Origin of the sequence: Streptomyces sp. BPTC-684, assembly GCF_030028635.1 — a bacterium.
GTDB classification, from domain to species: Bacteria; Actinomycetota; Actinomycetes; order Streptomycetales; family Streptomycetaceae; genus Streptomyces; species Streptomyces noboritoensis.
On record NZ_CP124863.1, the window covers coordinates 12,716 to 26,625 of the forward strand.

A 13,910-nucleotide genomic window follows, 5' to 3' on the forward strand; every position below is an offset into this window, starting at 1 on the left:
ACTCGTCGCTCGCGTCCTCGGTGGCGACGCCCCCCGGTGCCGCCGCCGCGACCTCGCTTTCCAGCGCCGCGGGGCTCGACGTCACCACAACGTCGGAGGCGGGGCACACGTGCCAAGACCCCGATGCCCTCGCACCGGGGTCTGTTCCACCTCTGCACCAACAGCTGGCTGCGACTCAGCTATCGGCGACGGCTTCCGCCGCGATCGCGGCGGCCACGTCATCGACCACGAGGCGTGCCTGCTTCTCCGGCACACCGGCCGCGATGAGCGTGGCGACGGCTGTACGCGTCCCGTCGTCCTCCAGCGCGCCGGTGTTGACCTCTTCCAGCAGGGCGACCGTCATCGCTTCCAGGCCGGCACCCATGACCGCGGGCGGCAGGTGGGAGTGGAAGACGCCGTCCCGCTGCCCCCGTTCCAGAATGGCGGTGACCTTGACGCGGGCGGGCTCGAGGATCTCGGTGACCCGTTCCATGCCCAGGTCCCGCTGGGCCAGCGCCAGGAGCATCCGGTACCGGTCGCCCGCCGGCCACATCGACAACGAGAAGCGCGCGAGCGCCCGCTCGGCCGGCTCGGTCGCCTTCACTCCAGCCGCTGCGGCGGCCTGGAGAGCCTCGGCGGCCTCCTCGGCCAGCGCCTCCAGGAGCGCCGCCCGTCCGGGGAAGTGCCCGAAAAGAGTGCGCCGGACGACACCGGAGGCGCGAGCCAGCTCCTCCAAAGTGGTGTCGGGGTTCCGTCCGAGCTCCTGGCGCGCGGTGGCCAGGATGCGCGCCCGGTTGGACCGTGCATTGCGTCGCTGCGGCACACGGCCAACGGGCTGGGACACGGATGAACCTCGATGATGAAAACCGGACGAAGAACGGGCACTTCCATTCTGACACGTGAGTCCCGGCCCGATCCGAGGCCGCATCGGCGGATTGGCCTGCCTGATCAGGCGGGAAGCTCCTTGATGCTCGCCGGCTCCTGGGGGTCGATCCCGTTGAGCCGGTGGCGGAAGTCGCTGGAGCTGGGATAGGCGGCGCGGCGGGAGCGCATGATCGAGCCCAGCGGACGGTGGGTCTCAAGGGCGTGCCAGGGGCTGAAGGACAGGACGTCGTCCGCGTAGCGGCGGCGGGCGTCGCTGTAGGCATCCTGGGCGGGCAGGTGGAGCACGGCCACGACTTCGTGGGGTGACAGTTCCTCGGGCCAGAGGATCGACGCGTCCTCCACGGGCATGCGGTCGATGTCCGTGCACAGCTGGGCGCGGATGTCGTACTCGGCGCTGTTGTGCGCGAAGAAGTCGACGACGAGGTCGCGCAGCGCCGACTCGCCGGCCTTCTTCTCGACAGGCCGGCCGGTCAGGGCCCGCACGTTCGCGGAGCGCGGCGCGGCCGAGATCTTGGCGACGTGGTCGCCGTAGCGCAGCGCGGCCATGGAGTGGAAGGTCTCGCCGAGGATGTGGTGGTTGGCGGCGGCCAGGGTCTCGACGGCCGGTGGGAGCGGGCGTCCCACGCGGGTGAGTGCCTTGGCGGCGGCGCGGGCGGCCAGCCCGGTGAGTTGGAGCTGCTGGTCGCTCTGGCGGGGCTGCTTTTCCAGGAGGTCCTGGAGTTTGGCGTACTCGGCGATGTTGCCGAAGGGAAGGGTGGGGTGGTTGACGAGGAGGAAGTCCTGGGTGGTGTGGCCGTCGTCGAGGGCTCGGGGGTCGGGCGCGCCGATCACCTTGATAGCGATGCCGCGCTGGACGGGCACCTGGTCGGAGCGCAGGTCGCCGGGGGCGGAGGAGAAGCGGACGATCACCGGGTAGGTTGCCTGTTCGGCGAAGAGACCCTGGGCCAGGTGGGCGGGGAGGCTGGCCTGGATACGCAGTTCGCCGGCGAGGACGCCGTGGCTCTTGGCGTGGGCGTCGCGCAGGCCGTGCCGGTGTTTGTCGGCAACTTGCTGGTTGGCCTTGCCCATGGCCTCGACGACCTGGCGGATCAGCTCCTCCTCGTCAGGGAAGGGCTGTTCGAGGTCGGGGCGGTACTTGACGTACGTGTGGGGTGTGGTCATGGGTGGCCTCCGCGCGAGGGTGAGGGGGTCAGATGCTGCCGAGCCAGCGGATGGCTGAAAGGCTGGGCATGAAGAAGTACTCGCCGCCGAGCAGGGTGTTGAAGGACTGGATGTTCTGCACCCTGCGGGGCGGGGTGCCGGGCACGGTGAAATAGGCGCCCTTGTCCTGCAGGGAGATCATCGGGTCCTTCTCTTTGCCCAGGCCCATGAAGTTGCCGGAACCGACCCACTCGCTCTGCAGGAACTCGACGTTGTCGATCGCACGGGCGCCGAGGGCGATGAAGTCCAGGCCGCGCTGCTTGCCGTCATCCTTGAGCCGGTCCGGGGGCAGTGGGGTGCCGTAGGAGGTACCGCGGCGGATGACCCGGCGGATGTTGACGTCGGTGAGAACTGTCAGCTTGGTGTCGCGCGGGTTCATCCGGCGGATGTGGGAGCCCAGCGGTGTGCGCAGTCCGCGTGGGTCGGCGGAATAGTCGAAGTCGTTGATCCGACTCGGGTCCTCGCCGATCGCGGGATCGTCGCGCTCGGGGGCCAGGGCCAGGGGTGCGCCGCTGCGCCAGCGGCCGACGAGCTTGGCGGCCAGCAGCTCGCGTTCGGCTTCTGTACGGGCGTTGTCGTGCAGCCACTTGTTGAAGGCGGCGACGTGGGAGTGGTACTTGCGGAAGACCACGTAGGTGCCGTTGCGGCCGAGGACGTCCGGAGCCGGAACGGGCAGCGGGACGCCTGTCTCGCTCGGGTACCCGAGCACGAACTCGCCCGCCTTGATCGGGCGCCCGTCGCCGGGCAGCGGTTCGGCGCCGCTGCCCTCGACCACCGGCTGACTGAAGCCGTCCCGGTAGCCGAACACATTGAACCCGTCGGCCGCGAAGTCCTGGTGGGACAGCAGCCGCACACCCGGAACCTCACCCAACTCCTTCTCGTAGGCGGCGACTTCGGCACGCCAGTCGTCCTCGCTCGCGGCGTACACCGTGACGGCGACGTGCACGCGCGACGTACCGAAGGGGAACTCCCAGTTCTTGGGCGCGTTCACGCCGGTGTCGCGCAGCCGCTCGGCGCGGGCGCCCATTCCGGCACGGAAGTTGGCGGGGAAGGAGGCCAGTGATGTCTCCGGCACGCCCAGCGCCACCAGTCCCTGATAGCTGAGGGCGAGGGCCAGCCAGGACGGCTGCGGTTCGTCCCAGCGGGCCGCCGAGGTCACCCGCGGAGCCAGTCTGCGCAGCAGTTCCCTGCCCGCCGCGGGCTCGGTGATCTCCAGGATCGCGTGGGTACCGAAGTAGGGCTCAGGCCGGGCCCACAGCAGAGTCGCCTGGATGTCGTCGAGATCCAGGGTCGGGGGCCGGCGCAGCCGCCGGAACAGCGGGGAAGGCATGGTGCGCCTGCCCTCAGTTGAGGTCCGACAGGAAGCGCTGCACCGCGGCATCCTGCCGCTTGAGCCGGTGGGCTTTCGCGACGGTGAGGTTGGGATGGGCGACGAACCACGCTTCCGCCGGGATCTGGTACTTGACGATGAAGTCCTTCACGTCGGGCGAGGTGATGCCGGGCCAGCCCTCCACGTTGGTGAACAGGTAGTCCATGAAGTCGGGGATCTTGGTGGCGAAGTCGTCGATGTAGGGGTCCCACTCGCCGTCGAAGGCGGTCGCGAACAGCAGCTTAGTGTCGTTGTCGAGGAACACGAAGCGCATGTTGTGCAGCGTGCCGACCTGACCGGCGCCCGCAAGATTCCCACCGACCAGCTTGAAGAACTTCCGCAGGCGTTCGGCGCCGTTCGGTTTCAGCGGCAGGATCGTGGTCAGCTCGGACACCTCACCGCTCTTGGCTCCGATTCGGCCGGCGGTGGTGACGGCATGCTCGGCCATCTCCTCCTTGTCGGCCAGCAACTCGGCAACGCGGAGCTTGAGCGCGATCTTCGCGTCCGCCAGCGTCGACTCGACGCGCTCACGGACGGCCTCGGGCAGCTTCTGGAACTTCGCTTGCAGATCGGTCTCGCTCATGGCACCTCTCCTTGTGGTCCGGCGTCGACCGCCGGCCGACGCTGTACGGCGACTCGGCAGAGCCGCATCAATAGGATCGTGAGGGTTTTCACATAAGTCGCGAATCAGCCACTTCGCCACATGAGGCGCGGCGATGCGAGGCAAGTTTGAGTATCTCCGCACAACTGATTACATCATCAGTTTGTGCGCGTGCTTTGTCAACGCGCCACTCGCATGAACTACACGGGGCACCTTCTCAAGGTTCAGCGGCCGCCAGAACCTCGGCGTTGCCGCCGACGTGCTGGCATCAAGGACGCCCAGCACGTGACGTCGATGCCGGCCACCGGGCGGCTCCCCCGCCCCCTTGTCCATGGCACGCGCAGACGCCGCCTCCGGACAACAACAGGCGCAGCGCGTCCAGGCACCTTGGCGGTAGGACGACCACAGCCCCGGTCCGGCTGGCGAGCGCACGGGATGCAGGACATGGACGGCTCCCGGAACTTCCCATCCCGCGCCGGCTTCTCCGCCTGGGATCAACCAGGACCAAGATCCGGACCATTCCTCACCAGAGAGCCCTCGCCTGCCGCGATTTCCGCAGGTCAGCATGGGTGCGGCTGCTGTACCAACAGCAGACGAAGAATCTGCTGCCACGCTCCCGGATAGGCCCCTTGGCGCGCCAACAAGGGAAACGCCCTGGTCACGCACCTTCGGGCGGCATGGTGGTCGCTTGTGGTCGCACGCTGGAAGACCCCCCCCCGTTCCCGCCTCCCGGAGGCGATCCCCATGCGTGCCAGCGCCGGCCGCGGCCGGATCTACCGCCGCTGCGGCTGTCGAGACCCCCAGCACCACCAGCTCGGCACCCACTGCCCCCACCTGACCACCGACAGCCAGCACGGCACCTGGAACTTCGCCGTCGACGTCCCCACCCCAGACCACCACCGCACCACCGTCCGCCGAGGCGGATTCCCCACCCAAGACTCCGCCGAGCAGGCCCTGGGCCGGTTCCTCGAGGGCGAGGCCGGCGGATACAACGCCGACCCGAGCCAGACCGTCGCTGCCTACCTCAACACCTGGCTGGCCGCGAAGGCCCTCGTGCTGAAGCCGACCACAATGGCCCGCTACCGCGACTACGTCCGCAACGACCTCATCCCGGCCTTCGGCACCCTCAAGCTCGACCAACTCGCCCACCGGCACATCTCGGCCTACGTCACCTGCCAGCTCGCCGCCGGCCGCGGCGAAACCACCCTCTACCGGTGCCTTGCCACCCTCTCCAGCGCCCTCGGCGACGCCGTCAGGCAGCACCGCCTCCCCCACAACCCGGCCAGTCCCCCCGTCCTGCGCCGCCCACCGTCCCCGGAGCGACGCATCTGGACGGCGCAGGAAGCCGCCCGCTTCCTCGTGTACTGCCATCAGGCCGATCCCGAGATGGCCGACCTGTTCGAGGTGCTCATCGGCACCGGCATGCGCAAGGGCGAAGCCCTCGGCCTCCACTGGGACGACGTCCACCTGCCCGAAGGCGTCCTCTACGTACGCTGCACCCTCTCAGCCATCGACAACAACCGCCTCGTCATCACCACACCCAAGACCCGATCCAGCCGCGGCTGGATCGCCATCTCACCCCGCGTCGCCACCGCCCTACGGCACCACGCACTATCAACACCCCGTACGTGCAGAGATCCTGACGATCCGTTCGCCGGACTCGTCTTCTGCCGCCCCGACGGCCGTCCGCTCGGGCCACACCAGGTCTTGGACCGACTCCACCAGCTCTCCGCCGAAGCGGGCGTGCCTAGGATCACGGTGCACGACCTGCGCCACCTGGCCGCCACGATCACCATCACCGCCGGCGTGCCGCTCACCGTCGTCTCCAAGACCCTGCGGCACTCCACCCTGTCGACCACCGCCAACGTCTACAGCCACCTCACCCAGCAGGCAGCCCGCGAAGCCGTCGACACCATCGACCACACCCTCACCGGAGCCGAAAAGGCCAACCACCAAACGAGCCACGCGGCGTGGCTGCGACCACCACGCGACCACATCCACCGGCTCCGCGAGGTTGTCCGCCGACTCCGCTCCCCCGCACCACCGGCCTTCAGCACTACGGCCGACCAGCCACAGACCGGACATGCGACCACACTGCGACCACCACGCCCCCGGACACACAAAAGGCCGCCCTCTCATTAGCGAGAGAACGGCCTCCGACCTGCATGAAGCAGAGTCGGGACGACAGGATTTGAACCTGCGACCCCTTGACCCCCAGTCAAGTGCGCTACCAAGCTGCGCCACGTCCCGTTGCCCGTCTGACCTGGGGTTTCCCCTGGCCGGTCGTGCATGAGAACCATACCGCACTCGCGGCCGTGTTCCGGTACGGGGAGCGGCGGCGGGGGACAATGGGCGCATGGAGACTTCTTCGCGGCGGGATCGGGATGCCGAGGGGCGGGCGCGCAACGCGCGGCCCAGGGACGGGCTCGGGCGGCCGTTGCCGTACGGGGTGCCCGGGGTGGAGCGGCAGCCGGAGGGGGTGGTGCGCACTCCGGACGAGACCGTGCGGGAGGCGCAGCGACTGCTGGACGCGGGGATGCCGTTCCACGCGCACGAGGTGTTCGAGGACGCCTGGAAGTCGGGGCCTCAGAGCGAGCGCGAGCTGTGGCGGGGGCTCGCCCAACTCTCCGTCGGGCTCACCCACGCCGCACGCGGCAACGCCAAGGGCGGCGCCGCGCTGCTCGCGCGGGGCGCCGACTCGTTGGGACGGTATGTGGGGATACCGGTGTACGGGGTCGACCTGGCCGGGCTCATGGCGTGGGCGCGGGAGCTGGCCGAGCGGCTGCCGGGGCCGGTGGACGCACGGGCCGAGGCGCCGAGGCTGACCCGGTAAGCCGCCCCTCGGCTCAGCCGCTGACCAGGACCACCTCCAGCGTGCGCGGGCCGTGCACCCCCTCCACCCGGTCCAGCTCGATGTCGCTCGTCGCGGACGGGCCCGAGATCCAGGTCAGCGGGCGGGTCGGGTCGAGGCGCGCCATCGCCTGGGGCACCGACACCACGACCTGTTCCGGCGCCCGTACGACGCAGATGTGGTGGTCGGGGACGAGCGTGATGCGGCGCCGGCCCTGGTCGGGGCCGCCGTCCAGGACGATCGTGCCCGTCTCGGCGATGGCGAGGGCGCACCCCGTGACGACGCTGTCCACGGTGTCCAGTTCGGCCGCGGTGGATGCGGACCGGTCCTGGACGCGTACGGGACCGGCCTCGCCCAGCCACTCCAAGGGCAGCCCGGGCGGGACCAGGACCGTCGACGAGCCGTGGTCGGCGAGCAGCCGCGCCAGGAGCGCGGGCAGGCCCTCGGCGTCCGTGCGGTGGACGAGCGCCCGGTACTCCGCCAGGTTCTCGTGCAGCAGGTCGAGTACGGCGGCGGGGTCGTCCGGGGTGTGGGCGGTCAGGTAGTCGCGGGTCACCTCGGGGGCCTCGCGGGCGTCGGCCACGGCCGTGCGGACGCGGGCCAGGATGCGGTCGCGGGAGCTCCCACCCGCACCCCTTGCGCTCTGGACCGGCCCCGTCATCGGCCCTCCCCCTTCCACCAGTCGCGGAACGACTTCTCCGGCAGCTCCGGCAGCTCGCGGCTGTCCGTCCACGCTGCCGCGCCCGGCACCTTCTTCGGGTGCAGTCGGCGCGTCCGGGTCGCCGCGCGTTCGGCCGCCGCCATCACCGCGGGCCGGTCCATCGCCCAACTCGCCGCCTTCATCGCCGCCTTCTCCAGGCGGTGCCCCTTGCCGCCCCGGTCCGCCACGCGCTCGCGCAGATGGACCAGCACCTCGGGGATGTCGATCGCGACCGGGCACACCTCGTAACACGCCCCGCAGAGCGAGGAGGCGTACGGCAGCGAGGCGTCGATCTCGCTCGCGGTGCCCCGGAGTTGGGGGCTGAGGATGGCGCCGATGGGGCCGGGGTAGACCGAGCCGTACGCGTGGCCGCCGGCCCGTTCGTACACCGGGCAGACGTTGAGGCAGGCCGAGCAGCGGATGCAGCGCAGCGCCTGGCGGCCGACCTCGTCGGCGAGCGTGTCGGTGCGGCCGTTGTCCAGCAGGACCAGGTGGAAGACGGAGGGGCCGTCGCCGTCCGTGGTGCCCGTCCACATGCTGGTGTACGGGTTCATCCGCTCGGCCGTGGAGGAGCGCGGCAGCGTCTGGAGGAAGACCTCCAGGTCCTGCCAGGTGGGGATCACCTTCTCGATGCCGACGACGGAGATCAGCGTCTCGGGGAGGGTCAGGCACATCCGGCCGTTGCCCTCGGACTCGAGGACGACGAGGGTGCCGGTCTCGGCGACCATGAAGTTCGCGCCGGAGACGCCGACCTTGGCGCGCAGGAACTTCTCGCGCAGGTGCAGCCGCGCCGCCTCGGCCAGCTCGGCGGGGCTGTCGGTCAGACCGTCCGGGGCGGGGCGGCCCCAGCTCCCCATCTCCTCGCGGAAGATGTCGCGGATCTCGCCCCGGTTGCGGTGGATCGCGGGGACCAGGATGTGGGACGGACGGTCGTGGCCGAGCTGCACGATCAGTTCGGCGAGGTCGGTCTCGTACGCGGAGATGCCCTCGGCGGCGAGTGCCTCGTTGAGGCCGATCTCCTGTGTGGCCATCGACTTGACCTTGACGACCTCGCGCTCGCCCGTGGCCTTGACCAGGTCCGCGACGATGCGGTTGGCCTCGTCGGCGTCGGCGGCCCAGTGGACGGTGCCCCCGGCCCGTACGACGGACTCCTCCAACTGCACCAGATAGCGGCCGAGATGGCGCAGGGTGTGGTTCTTGATCTGTTTGCCCGCCTCGCGCAGCTGCTGCCAGTCGGCGAGCTCGGCGACCGCTTTGGCGCGTTTGTCGCGGATGGCGTGGGTGGCGTGCCGGAGGTTGGCGCGCAGGGTGCTGTTGCCGACCGCGTCCCTGGCCGCATCGGGGAAGGCGGGCATGCCGACGAAGGTGCCGCTCATGGGTGGGGCTCCGCATCTGTCATATCCACGGCATCTCTCCTACGCACGGCATCCGTCATACGTACGGCTCCGCTTCCGTGCCGGCCAGGATCTCGGCGAGGTGCAGGGGGCGCAGGGGGTCGCCCCGGCGGCGGAGGATGCCGCCGAGGTGCATCAGACAGGAGCTGTCGGCGCCGCAGAGGACCTCGGCGCCGGTGCTGAGCGCGCTGTCCGCCTTGTCGGTGCCCATCGCCGCCGACACGTGCGGGTTCTTGAGGGCGAAGGTGCCGCCGAAGCCGCAGCACTCCTCGGCGCCGGGCAGTTCGCGCAGCTCCAGGCCCTTGACGGCCTCCAGGAGCCGGCGCGGCCGCTCCCCGAGCCCCAGCGTGCGCAGACCGTGACAGGAGGGGTGATACGTGACGGTGTGCGGGAAGTACGCGCCGACGTCCGTGACGCCGAGGACGTCGACCAGGAACTCCGACAGCTCGTACACGCGCGGGACGAGCGATCCGGCGATCTCACCGAGCTCCGTGCCCCGGCCCTCGGCGGCCGCCTTGCGGGCGATGCGCGGGTAGTTGTCGCGGACCATCGCCGCGCAGGATCCGGACGGGGTGACCACGTGGTCGTACCCCTCGAAGACCGTACCCATCCGGCGCACCAGCGGCTCGGTCTCCCGGCGGTAGCCGGTGTTGAACTGGGCCTGTCCGCAGCACGTCTGGCCGGGCGGGAAGTCGACCTCCACGCCCAGGCGTTCGAGGAGTCTCACCGTCGCGATGCCCGTGGCCGGGTACACCGCGTCATTGACGCAGGTGACGAAGAGTGCGACACGCATGGTCGGAGGATAGGCGGTGGGCCCCGGCCCCGGTAGGCCTCGCTGTTCGCGCCCTGGTACGGATGCGGCAGACTCGGGGCCGTGAGAAAGATCTATGTGATCGGCATCGGGGCGGGCGACCCCGACCATCTGACGCTCCAGGCCGTCAAGGCGCTGAACAAGGCGGATGCCTTCTTCATCATGGAGAAGGGCGAGGAGAAGTCCGATCTGACCGGGCTGCGCAGGGACATTCTCGACGCGCACGTGACCGGTCGGCCGTACCGGCTCGTCGAGGCGCGGGATCCGGAGCGGGACCGCAAGACATCGGACTACTCGCCCGCCGTCGACGACTGGCGGCGCCGCCGGGCCGACCTCTACGAGCGCTTCATCGTGGACGATCTCGCCGAGGACGAGTGCGGGGCGTTCCTGGTGTGGGGCGACCCCGCGCTGTACGACTCCACGCTCGGCATCCTGGAGGAGATCCTGGAGCGGGGCGCGGTGGAGTTCGCCTACGAGGTGGTGCCGGGCATCAGCAGCGTCTCGGCGCTCCTGGCCAAGCACCGGACGGGTCTGAACCGGGTGGCCCGGCCCGTGCAGATCACCACCGGGCGGCGGCTCGCGGAGGGCTGGCCGGAGGGGGTCGACGACGTGGTGGTGATGCTGGACGCGCGCCAGGCCTTCACCCGCCACCTCGACCAGGACCTGTACATCTACTGGGGTGCGTACGTCGGCACGCCCGACGAGATCCTGGTGCAGGGGCGCCTGTCGGACGTCTCCGACCGCATCGAGGAGCTGCGGGCGCGGGCGCGGGCGCGCAAGGGGTGGATCATGGATACGTATCTGCTGCGGCGGGGCTGAGCAGCGCGAGCAGCGTGTGTACGTCGGGGACGGTCCGCACCCCGGCGGGCGGGTCGGGCCGCCGCACCACCACGACCGGCAGCCCGAGCTCGCGGGCGGCGGTGAGTTTGGCGGCGGTGGCGGGGCCGCCGCTGTCCTTGGTGACGAGGACGTCGATGCGGTGCTCGCGGAGGAGCTCGCGCTCGCCTTCAAGGGTGAAGGGGCCTCGGGCGAGGAGGACTTGGCAGTGGGCGGGGGTCGGGGGGGCGGGGGGTTCGACCGACCTTATGAGGAACCAGAGGTCGTGGAGGGGGTGGGGGGCTTGGGAGGCGTGTTTGTCGGGGACGTGCTCGTCACCCTGCGGGACGAAGGCGCCGAGGCCGAGGCGGCCGGTGGTGAGAAAGACCCGGCGGCCGAGGGTGGGCAGCAGGGCGGCGGCCTCGGCCAGGGTGTGCACGCTGTGCCAGCGGTCGCCGGGGGCGGGGGTCCAGCCCGGTCGGCGCAGCGCGATGAGCTGGGTGCCGGTGCGGTGGGCCGCTTCGGCGGCGTTCTCGCTGATGCGGTGGGCGAAGGGGTGGGTGGCGTCGAGGAGTGCGGTGACGTGGTGCTCGCGCATCCAGCGGGCCAGGCCCTCGGCTCCGCCGAACCCGCCGGTTCTGAGCTCGCCCGGGAGCGCCCTGGGTTCGGCCACGCGGCCGGCGAGGGATGTGGTGACGCGCATGCCGGTGGCGGTGAGGGCGGTGGCCAGCGCTCGGGCTTCGGCGGTGCCGCCGAGGATTAGGGCGTGGGGGGCGGGCATGTTGCCGAGGATAGTTGCCCCACCCCGCCCCTTCGCCTAAACCCTCCGGGGGTGGGTAGGGGTGGAGGTGGGTTTCCCGGGGGCTGTGCCCCCGGACCCCGTTGCGGGGCCTGCGGCCCCTGCACCCCGCTTTCGGGGCTACGCCCCGGACCCCTGTTTGGCTGCGGGCCGTGCTGGGTTGCTCGCGCAGTTCCCCGCGCCCCTGGATGCGCCCCTGCGGAGCGCCCAGGGGATTGCCGCGCAGCGGCACTTTCAGGGGCGCGGGGAACTGCGCGACCAGCCACAGCCGACCCGCAGACGAACCCTCACCACACCACCTCCAACACCTCCGGCGCCCGATGGATCAGCGTCGGGCGCATCGAAACCGGTGCGTCCGGGGTCGCCAGGCGCAGGTCTGGGAAGTGGGTGGTCAGGAGGTGGATCGTCAGGCGGAGTTGTTCTCGGGCCAGGTTGGCGCCGGGGCAGCTGTGGGTGCCGTGGCCGAAGGACAGGTGGCGGGACGGCGGGCGGGTGATGTCGAACGCGTCGGGGCGCTCGTGGCGGCGCGCGTCGCGGTTGGCCGAGCCGAAGGCCACGAAGACGGCCGCCCCCGTGGGGAGTTCGGTCCCGGACAGCAGCACCGGGCGCGTCGTGATGCGGCGAAAACCCTGCAGCGCCGTGTCGTAACGCACCGCCTCCTCGATCGCCGCCGGGATCAACTCCGGTTTCTCGCAGAGCAGTTCCCATTGCGTGCGGTGGCGCAGCAAGTGGAGGACCGTCGCGCCTATCTGCGCCGTCGTCGTCAGGTGGCCCGCCAGGAGGAAGTTCTGGAGGTGCGCCACCAGCTCGTGGCGCTCCTCCAGGGTCAGCTCGCCGGTGCCGGGCACGAGGGCCGTGAGAAGGCCCGTGCAGAGGTCGTCGCGCGGCCGGGCCCGTCTCGCCCGCAGATACGTGTCGAGCAGCTGCTGCATCGTCACCACGTCCCGCGCCGCCGCGATCTGCTCCGGCTCCTCCAGTGGCCGGAACAGCAGTTCCTCCGCCCGGTGTCCGCCGCGTACCGCCACCGGCACGTCCACCGGGTCCAGGCCGATCAGCCGCCCGATGACGTCCCCGGGGAGCAGCATCGCGTACTCCCCCATCAGCTCCGCCCGCCCCCGCGCCGCGAAGGCCTCGACGAGGGCGGTGGCGCGCTCGGTGGCGTACGGGAGTACGGCGGCCACCCGGGCGGCCGAGAGGCCCTGGACGATGGGGGCGCGCAGCCGCTGGTGCTGGGGGCCGTCCGAGGTGACCACGACCGGGCGGCCGCCGAAGCCCGAGCCGAGCTCGGCGAGGACGGCGGGGCCGGGGATCACGTCCGGGCGCAGCACGTTCGCCGACGAGAACGCCTCGGGGCGGCGCAGCACTTCCCGTACGTCGGCGTCGCGCGCGACCAGCCAGGCGTCCAGCTCGGGGACGAAGGTCAGGCCCTCGGCGCGGCGGGCGCGCGCGTAGTGCGGATAGGGGTCGCGCTGGAGCGCGTCGAGCCGTGCGTGCTCATGCCTGTCCACAGGCTCATCGTGTACGAAGCGGGTCCACGGCGGAAGAGCACCGGTCGGGCCGGAAGTGCCCCGGGGGCCGTAACCCACAGGGGGCGCGGGCAGCCGCCGGGCCCGGGGAAGGGGGCCCGGCGGCCGCGCCGCGCGCGTCAGGCTCCGGTGGTCAGCACCCCGATGAGACGGGTGACCGCCTGCACCATCGCCTGGCGCCCGACCGTCAGATAGCTGCGGGCGTCCACCGCCTCCGGGTGGGCGGCGAGATACGCGCGGATCGCGTCGGTCATGGCGATGTTCAGCGCCGTACCGATGTTGATCTTGGCCATGCCGCCCGCGACCGCCGCCGCCAGCTCGTCGTCGGGGACGCCGGACGAGCCGTGGAGCACCAGCGGGACGCGCAGCGCCGCGTCGAGGCGGGCGAGCAGAGCGTGGTCGAGGGAGGCCGTGCGGGTGGTCATGGCGTGGGTGTTGCCGATGGCGACGGCGAGCGCGTCGACCCCCGACTCGGCGACGAAGGAGCGCGCCTCCTCGGGGTCGGTCCGGGCGCCGGGCGCGTGCGCGTCCAGCGGCGGCTGCCCGTTCTTGCCGCCGACCTCACCCAACTCGGCCTCGATCCACAGGCCCTGGGTGTGCGCCCAATCAGCGGCGGCCCGCGTCGCGGCGAGGTTCTGGTCGTACGGCAGATGGCCGCCGTCGTACATCACCGAGCTGAATCCGGCGTCGGCCGCCTGGCGCAGCAGGTCGTCGCGCTTGACGTGGTCGAGGTGGAGCGCCACCGGCACGGCGGCCGCCTCGGCGGCGGCGACGGCGGCCCGGGCGAGCGGCAGCACCCGGCCGTAGCGGAACTTCACCGCGTTCTCGCTGATCTGCAGGACGACCGGCGAGTGCGCGGCCTCGGCGCCCGCGATGACGGCCTCGGCGTGCTCCAGCGTGATGATGTTGAAAGCGGCGACGGCGCTGCGCTTGGCGGCGGCGTCGGTCACCAGGGTGGCGGTCCGAGCGAGTGGCATCA

13 protein-coding genes and 1 tRNA gene are annotated in these 13,910 nt (G+C 71.2%); 3 read left to right on the top strand and 11 right to left on the bottom strand.

Translation table 11 applies throughout. The features are described 5' to 3' along the window. Window positions 1-175 precede the first annotated feature (175 nt). From QIY60_RS00055 to QIY60_RS00070, 4 genes are all read right to left on the bottom strand, one after another. Window positions 176-823, bottom strand: a complete 648-nt coding sequence (locus QIY60_RS00055) for a TetR family transcriptional regulator (protein ID WP_283140477.1) — start codon at window positions 821-823, stop codon at window positions 176-178. A gap of 104 nt (window positions 824-927) precedes the next feature. After that, a complete protein-coding gene (locus QIY60_RS00060; protein WP_283140478.1) occupies window positions 928-2,025 on the bottom strand; it encodes a catalase family protein in 1,098 nt (365 codons plus the stop codon). Between the two features lie 28 nt (window positions 2,026-2,053). Continuing rightward, window positions 2,054-3,394, bottom strand: a complete 1,341-nt coding sequence (locus QIY60_RS00065) for a peroxidase (protein WP_283140479.1) — start codon at window positions 3,392-3,394, stop codon at window positions 2,054-2,056. A gap of 13 nt (window positions 3,395-3,407) precedes the next feature. Next, entirely contained in the window at window positions 3,408-4,016 is a 609-nt protein-coding gene (locus QIY60_RS00070) for a hypothetical protein (RefSeq protein ID WP_283140480.1), read from the bottom strand. A 762-nt stretch (window positions 4,017-4,778) separates the two neighbouring features. Here QIY60_RS00070 and QIY60_RS00075 point away from each other — a divergent pair. Next, window positions 4,779-6,176, top strand: a complete 1,398-nt coding sequence (locus QIY60_RS00075) for a site-specific integrase (RefSeq protein ID WP_283140481.1) — start codon at window positions 4,779-4,781, stop codon at window positions 6,174-6,176. A gap of 34 nt (window positions 6,177-6,210) precedes the next feature. Here QIY60_RS00075 and QIY60_RS00080 read toward each other — a convergent pair. Then, a tRNA-Pro gene (locus tag QIY60_RS00080) sits at window positions 6,211-6,284 on the bottom strand. 106 nt (window positions 6,285-6,390) lie between these two features. Between QIY60_RS00080 and QIY60_RS00085 the strand changes: the two genes are divergently transcribed. Continuing rightward, window positions 6,391-6,867, top strand: a complete 477-nt coding sequence (locus QIY60_RS00085) for a DUF309 domain-containing protein (RefSeq protein ID WP_283140482.1) — start codon at window positions 6,391-6,393, stop codon at window positions 6,865-6,867. A gap of 13 nt (window positions 6,868-6,880) precedes the next feature. On the opposite strand, the gene QIY60_RS00090 is transcribed toward QIY60_RS00085, so the two are convergent. From QIY60_RS00090 to QIY60_RS00100, 3 genes are read right to left on the bottom strand one after another with little or no spacing between them, the layout of a single operon-like run. After that, window positions 6,881-7,546 carry an LUD domain-containing protein gene (locus QIY60_RS00090; protein ID WP_283140483.1) on the bottom strand — a complete coding sequence of 222 codons (666 nt, stop codon included), beginning with the start codon at window positions 7,544-7,546 and terminating at the stop codon, window positions 6,881-6,883. Then, entirely contained in the window at window positions 7,543-8,961 is a 1,419-nt protein-coding gene (locus tag QIY60_RS00095; protein ID WP_283140484.1) for a LutB/LldF family L-lactate oxidation iron-sulfur protein, read from the bottom strand. Before QIY60_RS00095 ends, QIY60_RS00090 begins: the two co-directional genes overlap by 4 nt. 55 nt (window positions 8,962-9,016) lie before the next feature. Then, window positions 9,017-9,772 (bottom strand): (Fe-S)-binding protein, encoded by a 756-nt coding sequence (locus QIY60_RS00100; RefSeq protein WP_283140485.1) that lies wholly within the window; start codon window positions 9,770-9,772, stop codon window positions 9,017-9,019. 81 nt (window positions 9,773-9,853) lie between these two features. On the opposite strand from QIY60_RS00100, the gene cobF reads away from it, so the two are divergent. Further along, entirely contained in the window at window positions 9,854-10,609 is a 756-nt protein-coding gene (gene cobF, locus QIY60_RS00105) for a precorrin-6A synthase (deacetylating) (protein ID WP_283140486.1), read from the top strand. On the opposite strand, the gene QIY60_RS00110 is transcribed toward cobF, so the two are convergent. From QIY60_RS00110 to QIY60_RS00120, 3 genes are all read right to left on the bottom strand, one after another. Next, window positions 10,578-11,387: a cobalt-precorrin-6A reductase gene (locus tag QIY60_RS00110; RefSeq protein WP_283140487.1), complete on the bottom strand. Its 810-nt coding sequence runs from the start codon at window positions 11,385-11,387 to the stop codon at window positions 10,578-10,580. The two genes, cobF and QIY60_RS00110, sit on opposite strands and share 32 nt — an antisense overlap. A 305-nt stretch (window positions 11,388-11,692) precedes the next feature. Then, window positions 11,693-12,913, bottom strand: coding sequence for a cytochrome P450 (locus QIY60_RS00115; protein ID WP_283140488.1), 1,221 nt, complete (start codon window positions 12,911-12,913; stop codon window positions 11,693-11,695). 137 nt (window positions 12,914-13,050) lie between these two features. After that, window positions 13,051-13,908, bottom strand: coding sequence for a ketose-bisphosphate aldolase (locus QIY60_RS00120; protein ID WP_283140489.1), 858 nt, complete (start codon window positions 13,906-13,908; stop codon window positions 13,051-13,053). Window positions 13,909-13,910 lie beyond the last annotated feature (2 nt).

Bases quoted from the DNA above. Each gene is read 5' to 3' on its own strand.
- QIY60_RS00060 (WP_283140478.1), bottom strand. From the start codon at position 2,025: ATGACCACACCCCACACGTACGTCAAGTACCGCCCCGACCTCGAACAG.
- QIY60_RS00110 (WP_283140487.1), bottom strand. From the start codon at position 11,387: ATGCCCGCCCCCCACGCCCTAATCCTCGGCGGCACCGCCGAAGCCCGA.
- QIY60_RS00095 (WP_283140484.1), bottom strand. From the start codon at position 8,961: ATGAGCGGCACCTTCGTCGGCATGCCCGCCTTCCCCGATGCGGCCAGG.
- QIY60_RS00100 (WP_283140485.1), bottom strand. From the start codon at position 9,772: ATGCGTGTCGCACTCTTCGTCACCTGCGTCAATGACGCGGTGTACCCG.
- QIY60_RS00065 (WP_283140479.1), bottom strand. From the start codon at position 3,394: ATGCCTTCCCCGCTGTTCCGGCGGCTGCGCCGGCCCCCGACCCTGGAT.
- QIY60_RS00120 (WP_283140489.1), bottom strand. From the start codon at position 13,908: ATGCCACTCGCTCGGACCGCCACCCTGGTGACCGACGCCGCCGCCAAG.
- QIY60_RS00090 (WP_283140483.1), bottom strand. From the start codon at position 7,546: ATGACGGGGCCGGTCCAGAGCGCAAGGGGTGCGGGTGGGAGCTCCCGC.
- QIY60_RS00075 (WP_283140481.1), top strand. From the start codon at position 4,779: ATGCGTGCCAGCGCCGGCCGCGGCCGGATCTACCGCCGCTGCGGCTGT.
- QIY60_RS00070 (WP_283140480.1), bottom strand. From the start codon at position 4,016: ATGAGCGAGACCGATCTGCAAGCGAAGTTCCAGAAGCTGCCCGAGGCC.
- QIY60_RS00085 (WP_283140482.1), top strand. From the start codon at position 6,391: ATGGAGACTTCTTCGCGGCGGGATCGGGATGCCGAGGGGCGGGCGCGC.